At 72.7% G+C, this 19,252-nt stretch carries 17 protein-coding genes; 14 read left to right on the top strand and 3 right to left on the bottom strand.

Annotated elements, in window-relative coordinates; translation table 11 throughout:
* The first annotated feature begins 137 nt into the window (after positions 1-137).
* The 3 genes from ACFCY7_RS09425 to ACFCY7_RS09435 all read left to right on the top strand — a co-directional run bounded on the left by ACFCY7_RS09425 (position 138) and on the right by ACFCY7_RS09435 (position 2,962).
* Entirely contained in the window at positions 138-815 is a 678-nt protein-coding gene (locus ACFCY7_RS09425; protein WP_376482856.1) for a trimeric intracellular cation channel family protein, read from the top strand.
* A gap of 23 nt (positions 816-838) precedes the next feature.
* Positions 839-1,702 (top strand): thioesterase family protein, encoded by an 864-nt coding sequence (locus tag ACFCY7_RS09430; protein ID WP_376482858.1) that lies wholly within the window; start codon positions 839-841, stop codon positions 1,700-1,702.
* 96 nt (positions 1,703-1,798) lie between these two features.
* Entirely contained in the window at positions 1,799-2,962 is a 1,164-nt protein-coding gene (locus ACFCY7_RS09435) for a cysteine desulfurase family protein (RefSeq protein WP_376482861.1), read from the top strand.
* A gap of 108 nt (positions 2,963-3,070) precedes the next feature.
* Here the strand turns inward: ACFCY7_RS09435 and ACFCY7_RS09440 are convergent, their stop codons facing one another.
* Positions 3,071-3,739: an N-acetylmuramoyl-L-alanine amidase gene (locus ACFCY7_RS09440; protein ID WP_376482863.1), complete on the bottom strand. Its 669-nt coding sequence runs from the start codon at positions 3,737-3,739 to the stop codon at positions 3,071-3,073.
* A 61-nt stretch (positions 3,740-3,800) separates the two neighbouring features.
* Here ACFCY7_RS09440 and mnmA point away from each other — a divergent pair, with 61 nt between their 5' ends.
* A complete protein-coding gene (mnmA, locus tag ACFCY7_RS09445) occupies positions 3,801-4,940 on the top strand; it encodes a tRNA 2-thiouridine(34) synthase MnmA (protein WP_376482865.1) in 1,140 nt (379 codons plus the stop codon).
* 15 nt (positions 4,941-4,955) lie between these two features.
* On the opposite strand, the gene ACFCY7_RS09450 is transcribed toward mnmA, so the two are convergent.
* The gene (locus tag ACFCY7_RS09450) at positions 4,956-5,765 is read right to left on the bottom strand and encodes an alpha/beta fold hydrolase (RefSeq protein ID WP_376482958.1); all 810 of its coding nucleotides are present in this window, start codon (positions 5,763-5,765) and stop codon (positions 4,956-4,958) included.
* Positions 5,766-5,863: 98 nt separating this feature from the next.
* On the opposite strand from ACFCY7_RS09450, the gene ACFCY7_RS09455 reads away from it, so the two are divergent.
* From ACFCY7_RS09455 to gatB, 9 genes are all read left to right on the top strand, one after another.
* Positions 5,864-6,403, top strand: a complete 540-nt coding sequence (locus ACFCY7_RS09455; RefSeq protein ID WP_376482867.1) for a TIGR00730 family Rossman fold protein — start codon at positions 5,864-5,866, stop codon at positions 6,401-6,403.
* Positions 6,404-6,410: 7 nt separating this feature from the next.
* Complete coding sequence (locus tag ACFCY7_RS09460; protein ID WP_376482868.1) at positions 6,411-7,109, top strand: SDR family oxidoreductase; 699 nt, start codon at positions 6,411-6,413, stop codon at positions 7,107-7,109.
* A gap of 50 nt (positions 7,110-7,159) precedes the next feature.
* Positions 7,160-8,158, top strand: a complete 999-nt coding sequence (locus ACFCY7_RS09465; RefSeq protein ID WP_376482960.1) for a methionine synthase — start codon at positions 7,160-7,162, stop codon at positions 8,156-8,158.
* A 32-nt stretch (positions 8,159-8,190) separates the two neighbouring features.
* Positions 8,191-10,371: an NAD-dependent DNA ligase LigA gene (gene ligA, locus ACFCY7_RS09470; RefSeq protein ID WP_376482870.1), complete on the top strand. Its 2,181-nt coding sequence runs from the start codon at positions 8,191-8,193 to the stop codon at positions 10,369-10,371.
* Between the two features lie 253 nt (positions 10,372-10,624).
* On the top strand, positions 10,625-12,739 hold the full coding sequence (locus ACFCY7_RS09475) for a putative bifunctional diguanylate cyclase/phosphodiesterase (protein ID WP_376482871.1): 2,115 nt from the start codon (positions 10,625-10,627) through the stop codon (positions 12,737-12,739).
* A gap of 94 nt (positions 12,740-12,833) precedes the next feature.
* Complete coding sequence (gatC, locus tag ACFCY7_RS09480) at positions 12,834-13,130, top strand: Asp-tRNA(Asn)/Glu-tRNA(Gln) amidotransferase subunit GatC (protein ID WP_015036350.1); 297 nt, start codon at positions 12,834-12,836, stop codon at positions 13,128-13,130.
* Between the two features lie 6 nt (positions 13,131-13,136).
* Complete coding sequence (gene gatA, locus ACFCY7_RS09485; RefSeq protein ID WP_376482872.1) at positions 13,137-14,636, top strand: Asp-tRNA(Asn)/Glu-tRNA(Gln) amidotransferase subunit GatA; 1,500 nt, start codon at positions 13,137-13,139, stop codon at positions 14,634-14,636.
* On the top strand, positions 14,633-14,878 hold the full coding sequence (locus tag ACFCY7_RS09490; protein WP_362565718.1) for a hypothetical protein: 246 nt from the start codon (positions 14,633-14,635) through the stop codon (positions 14,876-14,878). Before gatA ends, ACFCY7_RS09490 begins: the two co-directional genes overlap by 4 nt.
* Before the next feature lie 29 nt (positions 14,879-14,907).
* On the top strand, positions 14,908-16,419 hold the full coding sequence (gene gatB / locus ACFCY7_RS09495) for an Asp-tRNA(Asn)/Glu-tRNA(Gln) amidotransferase subunit GatB (RefSeq protein ID WP_376482873.1): 1,512 nt from the start codon (positions 14,908-14,910) through the stop codon (positions 16,417-16,419).
* A gap of 126 nt (positions 16,420-16,545) precedes the next feature.
* On the opposite strand, the gene ACFCY7_RS09500 is transcribed toward gatB, so the two are convergent.
* The gene (locus tag ACFCY7_RS09500) at positions 16,546-16,875 is read right to left on the bottom strand and encodes a hypothetical protein (protein ID WP_376482875.1); all 330 of its coding nucleotides are present in this window, start codon (positions 16,873-16,875) and stop codon (positions 16,546-16,548) included.
* Positions 16,876-17,156: 281 nt separating this feature from the next.
* Between ACFCY7_RS09500 and ACFCY7_RS09505 the strand changes: the two genes are divergently transcribed.
* Positions 17,157-19,247 (top strand): phosphocholine-specific phospholipase C, encoded by a 2,091-nt coding sequence (locus ACFCY7_RS09505; RefSeq protein WP_376482877.1) that lies wholly within the window; start codon positions 17,157-17,159, stop codon positions 19,245-19,247.
* Positions 19,248-19,252: the final 5 nt, after the last annotated feature.

Here is a 19,252-nt window from a genome sequence, read left to right on the forward strand (position 1 = left end):
GCCCCACGGCGCCGGGGGCCTCTGCCGTGCCCGCGACCCTCCGCCGGTGACGGACGGGGACGGGCGGGGACGGGCGGAGGCGCCCCCGTGGTGGGGTGGGCGCGTGGGGCCAGGGGGACAACCGGGACAATGAGCGCGTGCTTCACGACCTGTTCAGCCCGGATGTCCAGCACACCCTGGACCTCATCGGCATCTTCGTCTTCGCCATCTCCGGCGCCCTCCTCGCCGTCCGCAAGAACTTCGACGTCTTCGGCATCGCCGTCCTCGCCGAGGTCACCGCGCTCGGCGGTGGCCTGTTCCGTGACCTGATCATCGGCGCGGTGCCGCCCGCCGCGTTCGCGGACCTCGGGTACTTCCTGATGCCGCTGGTCGCGGCGGTCCTGGTCTTCTTCCTGCACCCGGAGGTCGAGCGGACGCAGACGGCGGTGAACGTCTTCGATGCGGCGGGCCTGGGGCTGTTCTGCGTGACGGGGACGACGAAGGCGTACGACTACGGGCTCGGGCTGACGTCCTCCGCCGTGCTGGGTCTGGCCACGGCCGTCGGCGGCGGTGTGCTGCGCGACGTGCTGGCCAACGAGGTGCCGTCGCTGCTCCGCTGGGACCGGGACCTGTACGCCGTCCCGGCGATCGTGGGGGCGACGATGGTGGTGCTGTGCATCCGCTTCGACATGCTGAACGCCTTCACCAGCGGTACCGCCGTCCTCACGGCCTTCGTGCTCCGCCTGCTGGCGATGCGCTACCACTGGCGGGCGCCGCGCGCCTGGAACCGCCGGTCTTCCGCGCGCGAGGAGCCGGAAAAAGCTACCGCTCAGTAATTACCTGCGGTACCGTCGAAACCATGAGCACGAGCACCGAGACGAACCACCGGGCGAGCAGCGTCGCCACCAGCGAGTTCGACCGCGACACCGCCGTCACCCTCCGGGAGCCCGGCGTCTACGACGCGGACCTCTCCGCCGGCTGGACGATCATCCAGGCCGTCAACGGCGGCTACCTCCTCGCCCTGCTCGGCCGTGCCCTCGGCGACCACCTCCCGCACCCCGACCCGTTCACGATCTCGGCGCACTACCTCACGCCGTCCGTGCCCGGCCCCGCGGTGATCCGCACGGAGACGGTCCGCACCGGCCGGTCGCTCTCCACCGGACAGGCGTCCCTCTTCCAGTACGCCGAGGACGGCACCGAGGTCGAGCGGATCCGCGTCCTCGCCTCGTACGGCGACCTCGACGCCCTCGCGGACGACGTCCGCACCACCGCGACGCCCCCGGCGATGGCCGCGATCGAGAACTGCTTCAGCGCCGCCGACAACCCGGCCCCGCGGATCCCCGGCTCGTCCGCCATCGCCGACCGCCTCGACCTCCGCCTCGACCCGGCCTGCGTCGGCTGGGCGGTCGGCGCCCCGTCCGGCAAGGGCGAGATGCGGGCGTGGTTCGGCCTCGCCGACGGCCGCGAGCCCGACGCGCTGTCCCTGCTCCTCACCGTCGACGCCCTGCCGCCGACCTCCTTCGAGCTGGGCCTCAAGGGCTGGACCCCGACCGTCGAGCTCACCACCCACGTCCGCTGCCGCCCGGCCCCCGGCCCGCTGCGGGTCTCCATCACCACCCGCAACCTCGCCGGCGGCTTCCTCGAAGAGGACGCCGAGGTCTGGGACAGCGCCGACCGGCTCGTCGCCCAGTCCCGCCAGCTGGCCCGCGCCCCGCGCGGCTGAACCCGGCAGGCGGCGGACTCCGGGCGCCCGTACGGCCGTGCCGTACCGGGCGCCCCGTACAGCCGCGCCGTGGTGGGCTCGTAGAATCGACCCACCATGGCTTACCTCGACCACGCCGCGACCACGCCCATGCTGCCCGAGGCGATCGAGGCGATGACCGCCCAGCTCGCCGTCACGGGCAACGCCTCCTCCCTGCACGCCCCCGGCCGACGGGCCAGGCGGACCGTCGAGGAGGGGCGCGAGATGCTCGCCGCCGCGCTCGGTGCGCGGCCGAGCGAGGTGGTGTTCACCTCCGGTGGCACGGAGGCCGACAACCTCGCCGTGAAGGGCCTGTACTGGGCCCGCCGGGACGCCGACCCCCGCCGCACCCGCGTGCTCGCCAGCCCGGTGGAGCACCACGCCGTGCTCGACGCCGTCGACTGGCTCGCCGCGCACGAGGGCGCCGACGTGGAGTACCTGCCGGTGGACCGGCACGGCCGGGTGCGTCCCGAGGCGCTCCGCGAAGCCATCGCCCGCGATCCGGGGTCCGTCGCCCTGGCCACCGTCATGTGGGCCAACAACGAGATCGGCACTGTCATGCCGGTCCGCGAACTCGCCGACGCGGCCGCCGAGTTCGGCGTGCCGCTGCATGCCGACGCCGTCCAGGCCGTCGGTCAGGTGCCGGTCGACTTCGCCGCCTCCGGCCTCGCCGCGATGACCGTCTCGGGCCACAAGATCGGCGGCCCCTACGGGATCGGCGCGCTGCTCCTGGGCCGCGAGCACACCCCCGTACCCGTGCTGCACGGCGGCGGCCAGGAGCGGCACGTCCGCTCGGGCACCCTCGACGTGCCCGCCGTCGCCGCGTTCGCCGTGGCGGCCCGGCTCGCGACCGAGCGGCGCGAGGAGTTCGCCCGGGAAGTCGGTGCCCTGCGGGACGCACTCGTCGCCGCCGTCCACGCGGCCGTCCCCGACGCGATCCTCGGCGGCGACCCCGTCGAGCGGCTCCCCGCCAACGCCCACTTCACCTTCCCGGGCTGCGAGGGCGACTCCCTGCTCCTGCTGCTCGACGCGGCCGGCATCGCCTGCTCCACCGGCTCCGCCTGCACCGCCGGCATCGCCCAGCCCAGCCACGTCCTCCTCGCCACCGGCACCGACCCGGACCTCGCCCGCGGCACCCTGCGCTTCTCCCTCGGCCACACCTCCACCAAGGAGGACGTGGCCGCGGTCGCCGAGGCCATCGGCCCGGCCGTGGACCGCGCCCGGACCGCCGGCCTCAGCTGACCGCCACCGCCGTCGTCGCCGTGGCCGTCGGCCCGAACCGGGGTCCGCACCAGGTCCCCGTACCCGGGTCTCCGCCGCCGGCCGTCCCCGGCGGCCCGGCGGACGGTCTCACGCGGTCTTCTTCGACGCCTCGCGCACGAGCTTCAGATAGCGGTTCCAGTCCCAGTGCGGCCCCGGGTCGGTGTGGTCGCTGCCCTCGACCTCCACGTGCCCGATGATGTGCTCCCGGTCGACGGGTATCCCGTAGCGGGCGCATATGTCGGCCGTGAGCCGCGCCGACCCCGCGTACATCGCCGCGGTGAAGTCCCGCGGCCGGTCGACGAAGCCCTCGTGCTCGATGCCGATGCTGCGCTCGTTCATGTCGCGGTTGCCGGCGTGGAAGGCGACGTCGAGCTCCCGGATCATCTGCGCCACGTGACCGTCCTTGCGGACCACGTAGTGGGCGGCGGCCCCGTGCCCCGGGTTCTTGAAGACCTTCAGGGCGGTCGCGTAGCTGCCCTGGACGACGTGGATCACGACCCGGTCGATCCGGTAGTCGTCCGGCCGGTCGGCCCGGCGCCAGTTCGCCCGCGCCGCCGCCGTCCACTCGGCGCCCTTGTGGTCGAGCTCACCGTCGACCCGCTTCTTCTCCGTGCCCGGCAGCCGCCACCAGAGCCGCCCGAGCTCGTCCTTGGCCAGCGCGCCCGCGCCGAGCACCGCCGCCCCGCCGCCGAGCAGCACCGCGCGCCGCCCCACCCGCCTGCCGGACGCGTCCGACCCCTTGCCCTTGCTCCCCATGCCACCGAGAACGCTTACTCCCGCGCTCCCGGTTCCCGGCGCCCCGTACCCTGGTAGGGCTATGACTCAGACTCCGCCCCCGCGCCCCCGCACCCGCCCCCTCCGGGTACTTGCCGCCATGTCCGGCGGAGTGGACTCCGCCGTCGCCGCCGCCCGTGCCGCCGAGGCGGGCCACGACGTCACCGGCGTGCACCTCGCCCTCTCCGCGAACCCGCAGTCCTTCCGCACCGGAGCCCGCGGCTGCTGCACGATCGAGGACTCGCGCGACGCGCGCCGGGCGGCCGACGTCATCGGCATCCCGTTCTACGTGTGGGACCTGGCCGAACGCTTCCGCGAGGACGTCGTCGACGACTTCGTGGCGGAGTACGAGGCCGGCCGCACGCCCAACCCGTGCCTGCGCTGCAACGAGAAGATCAAGTTCGCGGCGCTGCTCGACAAGGCGCTCGCGCTCGGCTTCGACGCGGTCTGCACCGGCCACTACGCCACCGTCGTCCTGAACGAGGACGGCACCCGCGAGCTGCACCGGGCCTCCGACATGGCCAAGGACCAGTCGTACGTGCTCGGCGTGCTGGACGAGAAGCAGCTGGCGCACGCGATGTTCCCGCTGGGCGACACGCTCACCACCAAGGACGAGATCCGGGCGGAGGCCGAGCGGCGCGGGCTCGCCGTCGCGAAGAAGCCCGACAGCCACGACATCTGCTTCATCGCCGACGGCGACACGCAGGGCTTCCTCGCCTCCCGCCTCGGCAAGGCGGAGGGCGACATCGTCGACGAGGCCGGCAACCGGATCGGCAGCCACGAGGGCGCGTACGGCTTCACCATCGGCCAGCGCAAGGGCCTGCGGATCGGCCACCCGGCCGCGGACGGCAAGCCCCGCTACGTCCTCGACATCTCGCCCGTGAACAACACCGTCACGGTCGGCCCGGCCGAGGCCCTCGACGTCACCGCGCTCACCGCGATCAAGCCCCGCTGGTGCGGCACGGCCCCGGACGGCCCCGGCCGCTACACCGCCCAGCTCCGCGCCCACGGCGGCGAGACGCCGGTCGACGCGGTGATGGCGGACGGCGAGCTGAAGGTCGCCTTCGACGAGCCCGTCCGCGGCATCGCCCCCGGCCAGGCCATCGTCCTCTACGACGGCACCCGCGTGGTCGGCTCCGCCACCATCGCCACGACGGTGCGCCGCACCCCGGCCCCCGCGTAGCCCCGCCGGGGCGGTCTACACCGCCCCGGCGGTCTCCCGGTCCTCGGTGAGGAACTCCTCGACGACCGGGGCCAGGACGTGCGGGGCGACCTCGTGGGTCTGGCCCGTCAGGGTGCGGTGCCGGGCCCGGGGGAGGGCCGCCGCCAGGTCGCGCGCCGCCTGCCGGGTCCCCACCGGGCCGGCGCCGCCGTCGACCACGAGCACGCGCGCGCGGACCCGGGCCAGCAGCCGCTCCGGCACCCGACCGTCGCCGACGACGGCGACGTCGTACGCGAGCGTGCGGGCCGATTCCGCGACGCCGGGCCGCAGCTCCGTCACCCCGGCACGCAGCCCCGGGGACCCCGCCGAGTCCGCCAGGAACAGGTCGAGCGCCGCCGCCCGCCGCCCCCGGTCGAGCAGGGCGGCCACCCGCCGCCACCGCTCCCGCTCCTCCGCCGCGTACGGCGGCTCGTACAGGGACACCGGCCCCGTCGGCACCCCGGCGGCCACCGCGGCGAGCGCCAGCGCGCCCCCCGTGCCCGTTCCGTGCAGGGCGGCCCCCGCCCCCGCCTCCCCGACGACCGCCGCCAGGTCCTCGATCTCCCGCTCCACCGCGTACGGCCCGGTGTCCCCGCTCGCGCCGCGGCCCCTCCGGTCGTACGCCACGACCGAGAAGCTCCGGGCCAGGAGCCCGCCGAGGACCCGCTCGCCCGCGGCCGTGCCCAGCGCCCCGCTCACCAGGACGAGCGGCGGCCCGTCGCCGTACCGCTCGTAGGCGATCGGCGTCCCGTCCCGTGACGTGACCCGTCCTCGGATCCTGCTCGGCGTGGTGCTCACCTCGTCCATGGCAGGGCAGACCGAGGACGTCACCGGAACTCATCGCCGCCCGGCGGTATTTGTCGAAGGAAATCCGAAGGCGCTGGTCAGGGCCTACGGTGGAGCGCATGAACATCTGCGTCTTCCTCTCCGCCGCCGACCTCGACGAGCGCTACACGGCCCCCGCCCGCGACTTCGCCCGCCTCCTCGGCAAGGCCGGCCACACCCTCGTCTGGGGCGGCTCCGACACCGGCCTGATGAAGGTCGTCGCGGACGGCGTCCAGGAGGGCGGCGGCCGACTCGTCGGCGTCTCCGTCGACTTCCTCGCCCACAAGGCCCGCCCGGACGCGGACGAGATGGTCGTCACCGAGGACCTGGCCGCCCGCAAGGCCCTGCTCCTCGCCAAGTCCGACGCCGTCGTCGTCATGGTCGGCGGCACCGGCACGCTCGACGAGGCCACCGAGATCCTGGAGCTGAAGAAGCACGGCAAGCACTCCAAGCCCGTCGTCCTCCTCAACACCGCCGGCTTCTACGACGGCCTGAAGACCCAGTTCCACCGCATGGAAGCCGAGGGCTTCCTCCCGCTCCCCCTCACCGATCTCGTCTTCTTCGCGGACGACGGCCCGACCGCCCTCGCCCACCTGGAGGAGAACATCGCCTCCCGCTGATGCGAGCATGGTGACCATGGCTACTCATGTGATCACCGGAGCCGGTTCCGGCATCGGCGCGGCCGTCGCGCGCCGCCTGCACGCGCGCGGGGACGAGCTCGTGCTGCACGCGCGCGACGCGGGGCGGGCGAAGGAGCTCGCCGCGCAGTTCCCCGGCGCGCGGACGCTGGTCGGGGACCTCGCCGACCCGGACCGGCTGTCCTGGGCGTTCTCGCACCAGACCATGCCCGAACGGGTGGACAGCCTGCTGCACATCGCCGGTGTCGTCGACCTCGGGCCGATCGGCGACCTCACCCCGAAGACCTGGCACCACCAGCTCAACGTCAACCTCGTCGCCCCGGCCGAGCTGACCCGGCACCTCCTGCCCCAGCTGCGGGTCTCCCAGGGCCACGTGGTCTTCGTGAACTCCGGCGCCGGCCTCACCGCGCACGGCGAGTGGGGCGCGTACGCGGCCTCCAAGCACGGCCTCAAGGCCCTCGCGGACGCCCTGCGCCACGAGGAGCACGCCAACGGCGTGCGGGTCACCTCCGTCTACCCGGGCCGCACCGCGAGCCCCATGCAGGCCAAGGTGCACCAGCAGGAGGGCAAGGAGTACGACCCGTCGAAGTGGATCGACCCCGAGTCCGTCGCGACGGCGATCCTCACCGCCATCGACCTGCCGCGCGACGCCGAGATCAACGACCTCACCGTCCGCCCGGGACGGTAGACATGGGCGAGACGACAGGCCGCGAGACATCGGGCGGCGACACGAAGGACATGAGCGACACCAAGCCCTGGGGTCCGGCCACCGGCGTCGGCTCCCTGCCCGGCGGCGACGCCCGCGAGGCCGCCAAGGCCGCCACCGGCTCGTTCGAGGACTTCCCCTTCCTCCCCGAGCTGCCCGCCCGCGGCCCGGGCGCCGACATGATCGGCCGGACCATCGGGATGCTCGTCGACCTCTACGCGCACGTGGAGCCCAGCGGCTGGCGCGTCAGCGACCGGCCCGGCCGCGACACCAAGCGCGCCCGCTCCTGGCTCGGCGAGGACCTGGACGCCCTGGAGGAGTTCACCCAGGGGTACGAGGGCCCGCTCAAGGTCCAGGCCGTGGGCCCGTGGACGCTCGCCGCCGCCCTCGAACTGCGCGGCGGGGAGGCGGCCCTCGGCGACGCGGGCGCCTGCCGCGACCTCGTCGGCTCCCTCGCCGAGGGACTCCACGGCCACCTGGCGGAGCTGCGCAAGCGCGTCCCGGGGGCCAGGCCCGTCCTCCAGCTCGACGAGCCCTCGCTCACCGCCGTGCTGCGCGGCCACGTCCGCACGGCCAGCGGCTACCGCACCTACCGGGCCGTCGACCGCCAGGTCGTGGAGAGCGCCCTGCGGGACGTGATCGCCGTCCACGACGGGCCGGTCGTCGTCCACTCCTGCGCGCCCGACGTCCCCTTCGCCCTGCTGCGGCGGTCCGGCGTCGCCGGCGTCTCGTTCGACTTCGGGCTGCTCACCGAACGTGACGAGGAGCCGATCGGCGAGGCCGTCGAGGCCGGGACGAAGCTCTTCGCCGGTGTGGTGCCGTCCACTGACGGCCCGTTGTCAGACCCGGGCGGTAGCGTCATGGGGGTCAGGACGCTGTGGCGCAGGCTGGGGCTGAATCCGGGGACTCTCGCCGAGTCCGTGGTCGTCACCCCCACGTGCGGGCTCGCGGGCGCTTCGCCCGCCTACGCCCGTGCGGCGCTCGCCCACTGCGCCCGGGCGGCGAAGTCGCTCGCGGACAACCCAGAGTGACCGGGTTTCGAGGTACGGGAGGACGGACGAAGGTGGCAGTCGAACAGGGGGCCCTGCCCGCCGAGGCACGGGAGAAGCACGCCGACCTCGCCGAACAGGTCGAGGAGCACCGCTTCCGGTACTACGTGAAGGACCAGCCGGTCATCAGCGACGGCGAGTTCGACAAGCTCCTGCGCGCGCTCGAAGCGCTGGAGGAGGAGTACCCGGAACTGCGGACTCCGGACTCGCCGACCCAGAAGGTCGCGGGGCAGTACGAGACCGAGTTCACCTCCGTCGAGCACCGGGAGCGCATGCTCTCCCTGGACAACGCCTTCGACGACGAGGAGTTGGCCACCTGGGCCGAGCGGGTCTCCCGGGACGTCGGCACCCCCGACTTCCACTACCTGTGCGAGCTCAAGGTCGACGGCCTCGCGGTCAACCTCACGTACGAGCACGGGCGGCTGACCCGCGCCGCCACCCGCGGCGACGGCCGCACCGGCGAGGACATCACGCCCAACGTGCGGACGATCACCGACATCCCGGACCGGCTGCGCGGCGACCGCGTCCCGGACCTCGTGGAGATCCGCGGCGAGGTCTACTTCCCGATGGAGGGCTTCGAGGCGCTCAACGCCCGTCTGGTGGAGGCCGGCGACAAGCCCTTCGCCAACCCGCGCAACGCGGCGGCCGGCTCCCTCCGCCAGAAGGACCCGAAGGTCACCGCCTCCCGCCCGCTCCACATGGTCGTCCACGGCATCGGCGCCCGCGAGGGCTTCGACATCTCCCGGCTCTCGGAGACGTACGAGCTGCTGCACGAGTGGGGGCTGCCCACCGCCCGGCACAACCGGGTGGTCGACTCGCTCGACGGGGTGCGCGAGTTCATCGCGTACTTCGGGGAGAACCGTCACTCCGTGGAGCACGAGATCGACGGGGTGGTCGTCAAGCTCGACGAGATCCCGCTCCAGGGCCGGCTCGGCTCCACGGCCCGCGCCCCGCGCTGGGCCATCGCGTGGAAGTACGCGCCGGAGGAGGTCAACACCAGGCTGGTCGACATCAAGGTCGGCGTCGGCCGGACCGGGCGCGTCACGCCGTACGCGCAGGTGGAGCCGGTGACCGTGGCCGGTTCCGAGGTCGAGTTCGCCACCCTCCACAACCAGGAGGTGGTGAAGGCCAAGGGCGTGCTGATCGGCGACACCGTCGTGCTGCGCAAGGCCGGCGACGTCATTCCGGAGATCCTCGGCCCGGTCGCCGACCTGCGTGACGGCACCGAGCGGGAGTTCGTGATGCCGGCCGAGTGCCCGGAGTGCGGGACGCCGCTGAAGCCGATGAAGGAGGGCGACATCGACCTCCGCTGCCCGAACGCCCGGACCTGCCCGGCCCAGCTGCGCGAGCGCCTCTTCTTCCTGGCCGGACGGCAGTGCCTGGACATCGAGAACTTCGGTGCGGTGGCCGCGGCGGCGCTCACCCGGCCGCTGGAGCCGGCCGAGCCGCCGCTGGTGGACGAGGGCGACCTCTTCGACCTGACCATCGAGCAGCTGCTGCCGATCAAGGCGTACGTCCTCGACCCGGACAGCGGGCTGCCCAAGCGGGACCCGAAGACCGGCGAGGAGAAGATCGTCACGGTCTTCGCCAACCAGAAGGGCGAGCCGAAGAAGAACGCCCTGGCGATGCTGGAGAACATCGCGGCGGCGAGGACCCGGCCGCTCGCCCGGTTCATCAACGGGCTCTCCATCCGGCACGTCGGCCCGGTCGCGGCCGAGGCGCTGGCCCGCGAGTTCCGCTCCCTGGAGCGGATCGAGCAGGCGAGCGAGGAGGAGCTGGCGGCCGTGGACGGCGTCGGCGGGATCATCGCGACCGCGGTGAAGCAGTGGTTCGCCGAGGAGTGGCACCGCGAGATCGTGCGCAAGTGGCGGGCCGCGGGGGTCAGCCTGGAGGACGAGGGCGCCGGGGAGGACGAGGGGCCGCGTCCGCTGGAAGGCCTCACGGTCGTGGTGACCGGCACCCTGGAGCGGTTCACCAGGGATGGCGCAAAAGAGTCGCTCCAGGGCCTCGGAGCGAAGGTGACCGGTTCCGTTTCGAAGAAGACCGACTTCGTGGTGGTCGGTGAAAACCCTGGTTCGAAGTACGACAAGGCGATGCAGCTGAAGGTTCCGGTTCTGGACGAGGAAGGCTTCTCCGTCCTGCTCGAACAAGGGCCCGAGGCAGCCCGGGAGGCCGCGGTCCCGGTCACCGAGTAGCCGCCCGCCGGCCCGCGGAAGGTCACCCGTTCGGCGCATACCAGATCGTTACGGGTGGCCGGGTCGCATTCGGGCAAGAGAAGGAGAGCGCTGCCCGTCGGAGCCCTCGGCGGCCTAGGGTGGTGACCGTGCGTCTCGTCCCGCACGGCCGCCGGGGGCTCCGCCCCGCCGCGCGCCGGCCGGACGACGGACGGCCGCGTCACCGCGGCCCCGCGCACACCCGACGGCACCGCCGCCTGTGAGAGGGACGGGAATGGAACCGACCGAGAGCGCCGCCCCGGTCCCACGGCCACAAGGCCGTGCGGTCACTTCGGGCTTCACCTCCCGGCTGCCCGCAGCCGTGGTGGTCATCGCCGTCGCCGTGCTCGTCGTCGGGCTCCAGCAAGCCCTGAGCACCGGTCACGGACTCTTCCCCGGCGGGGTCCCCGGCTGGTCCCTCGCCCTCCTCGCCGGCCTCATCGTCGGCCACCTGGTCGCCCTCGGCCGCGACCGCTGGTGGGGCGGCACCGGCTCCGGCGCCGCCCTCACCCTCGCCGTCCTGCTCCTGTACGGCTGGGTCCCCGCCGGCCTCGTCTCGCTGACCGTCGTCGCCCTCGTCGGCGCCGCCCGCCGGCACCGCTGGCGCCAGGGCGTGCTGCACGGCGCCGCCGATGTCCTCGGCGTGGCCGCCGCCGCCCTCGTGCTCGGCCTCTTCGGAGACGTACCGACCGTCGAAGCGCCCTGGCAGCCCCTCGACTGGACCATCGGAGACCTCCCGGAAGTCGTCCTCGCCGCAGGCGCCTACCTCGTGGTGACCCGGCTCCTCCTGTGGTACACCCTCGCGCCCCAGGGCCGGGGCCTGCCCACCGTCGCCCGCAGCGCCCTCCTCCGGCAGGGCCTCGTCGCCGTCGCCCTGCTCGGCATCGCCCCGCTCATCTGCGTCGTCGCCGCCACCCGGCCGGTCCTCCTGCCGCTCTTCGCCGTCCCCCTCATCGCCCTCGACTCCACCCTGTGGATCGCCCGCGCCCGCGCCGAGGAACAGCTCCGCGACCCGCTCACCGGGCTCCCCAACCGCCAGTGGCTCCTGGAGCGGGCCTGGACCGCCCTGGAGGAGGCCGAGGGCGAAGGGGCCCGCGCCGCCCTCGTCCTGATCGACCTCGACCGCTTCCGCTCGGTCAACGACACCCTCGGACACCTCGCGGGCGACCGGCTGCTCCTCCAGATCGCCGAACGGCTCCGCCTCGCCCTGCCCCGCGGCGCCGAGGCCGCCCGGCTCGGCGGCGACGAGTTCGCCGTCCTGCTGCCCACAGCCGACTCCACCACCAGCGCCCAGCGGGTCGCCCGCCACCTCGTCGCCGAACTCTCCTCCCCGCTCGACCTCGACGGACTCACCCTCGTCCTGGAGGCCAGCGCCGGCGTCGCCGTCTTCCCCGACCACGCCCTCGACGCCGAAGGCCTGCTGCGCCGCGCCGACGTCGCCATGTACCAGGCCAAGCGCGACCGCACCGGCGTCGAGGTCTACGAGTCCAAGCGCGACTCCAACACCCCCGACCGGCTCGGCCTCCTCGGCGACCTCCGCCGCGCCCTCGACGCCGGCGAGGTCGAACTCCACTACCAGCCCAAGGTCCGCTTCGACGGCCAGGTCGCCGGCCTGGAGGCCCTCGTCCGCTGGGTCCACCCCGAGCGCGGCAAGGTCCCGCCGGACGAGTTCATCGCCATCGCCGAGTCCTCCGGCCTGATGCCGCACCTCACCGAGTACGTCCTGGAGACCGCGCTCGCCCAGGTCGCCCGCTGGCGCGCCCAGGGCCTCAACGTCCCGGTCGCCGTCAACGTCTCGCCGCGCGACGTCCACACCCCCGGCTTCGCCGGCGCCGTCGCCGCCCGACTCGCCCGCCACGGCGTCCCGGCCGGCGCCCTCCAGCTGGAGATAACGGAGCACGTCCTCCTGGAGGACCCCCAGCGGGCCGCCGACACGCTCAACGGCCTCACCGGCCACGGCGTCAAGATGTCCCTCGACGACTTCGGCACCGGCTACTCCTCCCTCGTCCACCTCCGCCGGCTGCCCGTCAGCGAACTGAAGATCGACCGCTCCTTCGTCGCCCGGCTCGCCGTCGACACCGAGGACGCCGAGATCGTCCGCTGCACCGTCGACCTCGCCCACTCCCTCGGCCTCCTCGTCGTCGCCGAGGGCGTCGAGGACGACGAGACCTGGGAACGCCTCCGCGACCTCGGCTGCGACGCCGTCCAGGGCTGGCTCGTCGCCGCCGCCATGCCGCCCGTGGAAGCCACCGCCTGGCTCCTCGCCCGCGGCGAACACGGCTGGCGCCGCCCCGCCGACCTCGCCGCCCAGGTCGACTTGGACCACCCTTCGGGCCAGGTCGTGCAGTGACGGACCCCGTCCGGGGGCAAACCGTTTCACGGGCAGCGGTGCCAGCCCCATAGGATTGGGCCAACACCATCAAGCTCACCCCGTGAGGATCCGCATGCCTGGCATCACGCGCGAGGAGGTCGCCCACCTCGCACGGCTGGCGCGTCTGGAGCTGAAGGGCGAAGAACTCGATCACTTCGCCGGCCAGCTCGACGACATCATCGGCGCGGTCGCCCGCGTCTCCGAGGTCGCCGACCAAGACGTACCGCCGACCTCCCACCCGCTGCCGCTGACCAATGTCATGCGCGCGGACGAGGTCCGTCCGTCGCTCACCCCCGAGCAGGCGCTCTCCGGCGCCCCGGCCCAGGAGCAGCAGCGTTTCAAGGTGCCGCAGATCCTGGGGGAGGACTAACACGTCATGACGGACAACAACATCATCAAGCTCACGGCCGCCGAGATCGCCGGGAAGATCGCCGCCGGCGAGCTGACCGCGGTCGAGGTCACCGAGGCCCACCTCGCCCGCATCGAGGCCGTCGACGAGAAGGTCCACGCCTTCCTGTACGTCGACCGCGAGGGCGCCCTCGCGCAGGCGCGCGCCGTCGACGAGAAGCGCGCCCGGGGCGAGAAGCTCGGCCCGCTGGCCGGCGTGCCGCTCGCGCTCAAGGACATCTTCACCACGCTCGGCATGCCGACGACCGTGGGTTCGAAGATCCTCGAGGGCTGGATCCCGCCGTACGACGCGACCCTGGTCAAGAACCTGAAGGCCGCCGACGTCGTCATCCTGGGCAAGACCAACATGGACGAGTTCGCGATGGGCTCCTCCACGGAGAACAGCGCGTACGGTCCGACCGGCAACCCCTGGGACCTGACCCGGATCCCCGGCGGCTCCGGCGGCGGCTCCTCGGCCGCCCTCGCCGCGTACGAGGCCCCGCTCGCCATCGGCACGGACACCGGCGGTTCGATCCGCCAGCCCGCCGCCGTCACCGGCACCGTCGGCGTCAAGCCGACCTACGGCGCGGTCTCCCGCTTCGGCATGGTGGCCTTCTCGTCCTCCCTCGACCAGGGCGGCCCCTGCGCCCGTACGGTCCTGGACGCGGCCCTCCTGCACGAGGCCATCGCCGGGCACGACCCGCTCGACTCGACCTCCATCGACGCCGAGGTCCCGCAGGTCGTCGAGGCCGCGCGCAACGGCTCGGTCGCCGGCATGCGCGTCGGCGTCGTCAAGCAGTTCCGCGGCGAGGGCTACCAGGCCGGTGTCGTGCAGCGCTTCGACGAGTCCGTCGAGCTGCTCAAGGAGCTGGGCGCCGAGATCGTCGAGCTGGACTGCCCGACGTTCGACCTCGCCCTTTCGGCGTACTACCTGATCGCGCCGTCCGAGTGCTCCTCGAACCTGGCCCGCTTCGACGCCATGCGCTACGGCCTGCGGGTCGGCGACGACGGCACGCGGTCCGCCGAGGACGTCACCGCCCTCACCCGTGAGGCCGGTTTCGGCGACGAGGTCAAGCGCCGCATCATCCTGGGCACGTACGCGCTGAGCTCCGGCTACTACGACGCGTACTACGGCTCGGCCCAGAAGGTCCGCACCCTCATCACCCGCGAGTTCGAGAAGGCCTTCGAGGAGGTGGACGTGATCGTCTCCCCGACGACCCCCACCACCGCCTTCCCGATCGGCGAGCGTGCCGACGACCCGATGGCGATGTACCTCGCGGACCTGTGCACGATCCCGACCAACCTGGCCGGCAACGCCGCCATGTCGCTGCCCTGCGGCCTGGCGCCCGAGGACGGTCTGCCGGTCGGCCTGCAGATCATCGCTCCCGCCATGAAGGACGACCGTCTGTACAAGGTCGGCGCCGCCGTCGAGGCCGCCTTCGTGGAAAAGTGGGGGCACCCGCTGCTCGAGGAGGCTCCGTCGCTGTGAGTACCAGTGCACTGCAGAAGGCCAAGGGCTTCAAGAAGTCCAAGACCGGCACGTACCTGTCCATCGGCACCACCGCGTTCGGCCTCCTTGGCGTGGTCAAGCGGGGCCGTGCGGCCCGCAGTGAGCACGACACGCTCAAGCTGATCGACGCCGTCGTGTCCGCCGCCGCCATCGCCACCGGCGTCGCTCTCCTCGTGCGCGAGCTCAAGCGCATCGGTGACGACGACGTCCTGTTCGGCTGAGACCGAAGGCATCAGAGGGAATTCTCACCGTGACTGTCACTGAACTGCTGTCGTACGACGCGGCCCTCGCGGCGTTCGACCCCGTCATGGGCCTGGAGGTCCATGTCGAGCTCGGCACCAAGACCAAGATGTTCTGCGGCTGCTCGACCGAGCTGGGCGCGGAGCCGAACTCGCAGACGTGCCCGACCTGCCTCGGCCTGCCCGGCTCGCTGCCGGTGGTCAACGCGATCGGCGTCGAGTCCGCGATCAAGATCGGCCTCGCGCTGAACTGCGAGATCGCCGAGTGGTGCCGCTTCGCCCGGAAGAACTACTTCTATCCGGACATGCCGAAGAACTTCCAGACCTCCCAGTACGACGAGCCGATCGCCTTCAACGGCTACCTGGACGTCCAGCTGGAGGACGGCGAGATCTTCCGCGTGGAGATCGAGCGCGCCCACATGGAGGAGGACACCGGCAAGTCCACCCACATCGGTGGCGCGACCGGCCGCATCCACGGCGCCTCGCACTCGCTGCTCGACTACAACCGGGCCGGCATCCCGCTCATCGAGATCGTCACCAAGCCGATCGAGGGCGCGGGCGAGCGGGCCCCCGAGGTCGCCAAGGCGTACGTCGCCGAGCTGCGCGAGCTGATCCGTGCCCTGGGCGTCTCCGAGGCGCGCATGGACAAGGGCCAGATGCGCTGCGACGTGAACCTGTCGCTGCGTCCGAACGGCACCAAGACGTTCGGCACCCGCTCGGAGACGAAGAACGTCAACTCGCTCCGTTCGGTGGAGCGTGCGGCGCGCTTCGAGATCCAGCGCCACGCGGCCGTGCTGACCTCCGGTGGCACGATCGTGCAGGAGACCCGTCACTTCCACGAGGACGACGGCTCCACGACCTCCGGCCGCATCAAGGACAACGCCGAGGACTACCGGTACTTCCCGGAGCCCGACCTCGTCCCCGTGGCCCCGGCCCGCGAGTGGGTCGAGGAGCTCCGCAAGGGGCTGCCCGAGCTGCCGCGCGTGCGCCGCAACCGGCTCCGCGAGGAGTGGGGCGTGTCCGAGCTGGAGATGCAGTCCATCCTCAACGCGGGGGCGGTCGACCCGATCGTCGCCACGATCGAGGCGGGCGCGGACGCGGCCTCGGCCCGCAAGTGGTGGATGGGCGAGCTCGCCCGCAACGCCAACGAGCAGGGCGTGTCCCTCGAGGAGCTGGCGATCACGCCGGCGGACGTGGCCCGGGTCTCGGCCCTGGTCGCCTCGGGTGACCTCAACGACAAGCTGGCCCGTCAGGTCATCGAGGGCGTTCTCGCCGGCGAGGGCACTCCGGACGCGGTCGTCGAGAAGCGCGGTCTGAAGGTCGTCTCCGACGACGGCGCGCTCGGCACGGCCGTCGACGAGGCCATCGCGGGCAACGCGGCCATCGCCGACAAGATCCGCGGCGGCAAGGTCGCCGCGGTCGGCGCCCTGGTCGGCGCGGTCATGAAGGCGACCCGTGGCCAGGCGGACGCCGCGAAGGTCAAGGACCTGATCCTGGAGAAGCTGGGCGTCACCGAGGGCTGATCCCCTCCCGGGGACCTCGTACGAGGGCGGTACGGCTGTCGCGAGACGGCGGTACCGCCCTCTGTCGTCGCCCGGGAGGCCGGGTGATTACTCGGGAGGCCGGGCGAGCACCTCGCTCGCCCGGCGCTAGGCGAGCACCTCGTAGGTCAGCGTGTAGTCCGCGTCGTCCTCGGTGAACTTGTACTCCAGTTCTCCTTGACCCACATGGGACCGGCCCGCGTAAAAGCGGCCGAGGAGGTCGTCGTCGTCCGGGGAATCGTCGTCGAAGAGTTCGACTCGGGCGCGTGTGCCGAAGTCGATCAGCGGGACGGCGGACAGGTCGGCCGTGTCCCCGTTGTTCAGGCCCGGCGATTCCGCACCCCAGACCTGAACCCCGTTGACCAGCAGGCGCTGTTCGTCCTCGCCGTGGTCGTCCTCTGTCGTCGTGCAGTGGAGAGAAATCAGTCGAAGCCTCATTACCACCCCCAACTATGCGTCGAGCAGCCTGATTCGAGGGTAGGGGGGAATTCTCCTTTCGGGCAATGGAGCGCGGGCCGCGCAATACGGGCGCATTTTCCGGGAATTGATGCGCCCCCGCATTCCCGAATGGGAGGAAGGTAAACCGGATTGTCGGTGTGTGGCCGTTCATCGCCATTTCTCCGCGGGGTCTTCTCGCCGTCACCGCGTCTCACTACCGTCCCCGGCGTACCACCCAATGGCTCGAAGGCGAACCGTTGGCCGTCGACTGGAGGTCGGTCTTGTCATCCGAGATGTCCCGCAGAAGGCTGCTCGCGCTGGGCGGAGGCGCCGTCGGCGCGGCCGCGGCAGGGTCGCTGCTGCCGCCGTCGCTGCAGGCGGCGATGGCCGCGGAGCCCCCGGCCGGGGGGATGGCGGCGGTGCGGCACGTGGTGATCCTGATGCAGGAGAACCGTTCCTTCGACCACTACTTCGGCACCCTCCGCGGCGTCCGCGGATTCGGCGACCGCAACGCCGTCGAGCTGCCCTCCGGCCGACCGGTGTTCGAGCAGCCGGCCGCGCTCGGCCGGACCGTGCTGCCCTTCCCGATCCGCGCCGCCGCCGAGGCGCAGCGCAAGGACCTCCAGTACATCGGCGACCTCGACCACTCCTGGGGCGGCGGCGCCAAGGCCTGGCGCGGCGGCTGGATGGACGGCTGGGTGTCGGCCAAGACCGCGGCGACCATGGCGTACTACGACCGGCAGGACATCCCCCTGCACTACGAGCTCGCCGACACCTTCACCGTCTGCGACGCCTACCACTCGTCGATCCACACCTCGACGAGCCCCAACCGCAACCACCTGTGGTCCGGCTGGACCGGCTTCGAGGCCGACGGCAGCCGGGCCGTCACCAACGCCGCCTACGCCGAGGGCACCCACCCCGGCTACGGCTGGTCCACCTACGCCGAGCGGCTCGAAGCGGCCGGGCGGAGCTGGAAGACGTACACCGAGTGGGAGAACTTCACCGACAACAACATCGAGTTCTTCACCACCTTCAAGGACATCGCCCGCAAGGCACTCGCCGGGACCGGCGGGCACACCTTCATGGAGTCCTTCTACGCCGCCGTCCGCGACACCGACGACGCCGCCGAGCGGACCAGGCTCCTCGGCCTCCTGGAGGAGGGCGTCGCCGGCCTGACCGCGGCCGAGCGCTCCCTCTTCGAGCGCGGGCTGCGCCGCGTCGAGTCCGGCACCCTCGCCGACGCCTTCCGCGCCGACGTCGCCGCCGGCACGCTCCCCGAGGTCTCCTACCTCGTCCCCTCCGCGATCGACTCCGAGCATCCCGGCTCCTCCTCGCCGGTCGCCTCCGCCACCCTCGTCTACAAGGTGCTCGACGCCCTCGGCGCGCACCCGGACGTGTGGCGCCACACCGTCGTCCTGATCAACTACGACGAGAACGACGGCTTCTTCGACCACGTGCCGCCGCCGGTGCCGCCCGCCGAGGACACGGACGAGCGCTGGAAGGGGCAGCCCACCGGACTCGGCATCCGGGTCCCGCTGCTCGTCGTCTCGCCCTGGTCGGTCGGCGGCTACGTCTGCTCCGAGACCTTCGACCACACCTCCGTGATCCGCTTCCTGGAGCGGCTCACCGGCGTCCGGGAGCCCAACATCACCCCCTGGCGCCGGGCCGTCACCGGCGACCTCACCTCCGCCTTCGACTTCAAGCGGGGCCGCCGGCAGCCGCCCGTCGACCGGCCGGGGCCGATCCCGCCGTTCTCCGGCCGCTGGCGGCCGCAGCCCCCGGCCGTGCAGCGGATGCCGCTCCAGGAGCCCGGCGTCCGCCCGGCCCGCCCCCTGCCGTACCAGCCGGACGCCTCCGCCACGACCGGTGCCGGTTCCGTGACCGTCACGCTCGGCAACACGGGCAAGGCGAGCGCGCACTTCGCCCTCTATCCGTACGCGGGCGAGTTCGCCGTCCCGCAGCACCGGGACGTCAGGGGGACGGGGGAGTGGACCGTCCCCGTCCCCGGGGAGCGCTACCGCTTCACGATCACCGGCCCCAACGGCTTCCGCCGTGAGTTCGAGGGCCCCGCGACGGGCGGCGCCGAGGTGGCCTCGCGCATCGACCACCACGACCGCGACCTGCACGTCACCGTGCGCAACACGGGCACCGAGCGGCTGACCTTCACGATCAGGCCGCTGGGATACGTCGACGAGGACGACCTCGTCGACTGGACCCGGACCGTCACGGTGAAGCCGGGGAGGACCCGTACCGTCGTCCACTCGGCCGCCGACGCGCACGGCTGGTACGACGTCGAGGTGACCGCGCCGGCCGGCTTCCGCCGCCGACTGATGGGGCACATCGAGAACGGTCGCCCGAGCGTCTCCGGGTGAGGCCC

Origin of the sequence: Streptomyces sp. NPDC056361 (assembly GCF_042262805.1) — a bacterium.
Taxonomy (GTDB): domain Bacteria; phylum Actinomycetota; class Actinomycetes; order Streptomycetales; family Streptomycetaceae; genus Streptomyces.